General features: G+C 60.5%; 2 protein-coding genes. Both read right to left on the bottom strand.

The genetic code is table 11. From position 1 onward, the window contains the following. Positions 1-35 precede the first annotated feature (35 nt). Positions 36-980, bottom strand: coding sequence for a DDE-type integrase/transposase/recombinase (locus GNK13_RS00445; RefSeq protein WP_164100462.1), 945 nt, complete (start codon positions 978-980; stop codon positions 36-38). Positions 981-1069: 89 nt separating this feature from the next. Then, positions 1070-1369: a transposase gene (locus tag GNK13_RS00440; protein ID WP_164100461.1), complete on the bottom strand. Its 300-nt coding sequence runs from the start codon at positions 1367-1369 to the stop codon at positions 1070-1072. Between the last annotated feature and the right edge of the window lie 73 nt (positions 1370-1442).

Here is a 1442-nt window from a genome sequence, read left to right as displayed (position 1 = left end):
GTGATTTGTTTCAGCGGGAAGTGAGACTTTCTGGGTCAGTTACAAGAGACAGATTCGGGGGCTGAAAAGGGTAAGGTTCGTTGACGGATTCCGAGGTTGATCTGCTTGCGACGGTGCCTCGCCTGAGACAGCTTCAGGCGTCTCTCCTGGTCCACCGCCGCCGGATTACCTCGGTACCAGGTCTGCGGTGTCTGAAAGCCCAGCGAGCTGTGAAGCCGGACTTCGTTGTAGTGCCGGACCAGACCACCGATGACTTCCATCGAGTCGTATCGGCCCTCCAGGTCGTGCGATTCAATCCCCTCGCGAAGAGTGCGGTTGAATCGCTCCAAAACTCCGTTCTCTTCCGGGCAGTGAGGCCGGATGCGGTGGTGCGCCAGCCCATGGTGAGACAGTAGCCCGACAAATTCACTCGAGATAAATCCGCTCCCGTTGTCGCTGCGGATCAGCGGGGTGCGGACCAGTTCCCCCTCACGATCCCGAGGCAACGTCTCAATCGCACGCTGAGCGGCCGTGCTGACCGAGTGACCATCCATGCTCGTTAGCAACTCCCAGTGAACCAGATAACGCGAATACTCGTCGATGAAGTTGATCAGGTAGTACTGCACACCGCCCACATTCAAATGCATCAGGTCGGTCGCCCAGATCTCGTCCGGAGCCGATGCCTTCTCCACCTCCTCCCGGTACCGCTTTTGACGGCCCCGGTGGCGATGCATCAGCTCTTCCTCTCGAAGAATCCGGTAAACCGTGCTCGCGCTCAGGTAGGCCACGTCGTCGTCGATCATCCGCCATGACAGCTCCCGATGGCGGACCTCCGGATGTTCCAGTGCGAACTGAATCACCGCCCGCTTCTCCTCCGGCAACGCTTCGTAGGCCTGCACCGGGGAGACCGGTTCGCACGCCGTCCGCTCCCAAGCTCGGTCCTTTTTCCACCGGTAAAACGTGCCCCGCGGAATGCCCAGGTGCCGCAGTGATTCGTTCATGGGCATCCCGCTTCTCGCCTTGGCCTGGTCGACCTCGGCGATGACACGCCGCTGCAGTTCCGCCGGTAGATGCGCGAAATCCTCGATCCCTAAAGCGTTTTTTTTAGCTCCAGGTTCTCGGCCGTGATCTCCGCGATCACCGCTCGCAGCCGGTTCACCTCCTTCTCGTGGGGATCCGGTCCGGCCGCTTCGTCCTTGCCCCCGCGGCGCTTGCCAAAGACCGCGTCGGCGCCGCCGATCAACTGCTTCTTCCAGGTGTAGTACTGCGTGGGGTTGATGCCTTCCACGCGGCACAGTTCCGAGATCTCCGTCCCCGCCTCCATCCCGGCAAGGACGATCCGCATCTTGTCCGCTGCGGACCACTGACGACGCTTCTTCGACTGACTCATGCGAGCTCTCCTAGGGAAACCGAGCCCGTCAATCGTAACTTACCGAAAGTCCCATTTCCGCTGACGCACTACA

The sequence above is a fragment of the Candidatus Laterigemmans baculatus genome, from assembly GCF_010367455.1.
Classification (GTDB): Bacteria; Planctomycetota; Planctomycetia; order Pirellulales; family Pirellulaceae; genus Laterigemmans; species Laterigemmans baculatus.
This window is presented reverse-complemented; position numbering and strand designations above follow the sequence as displayed.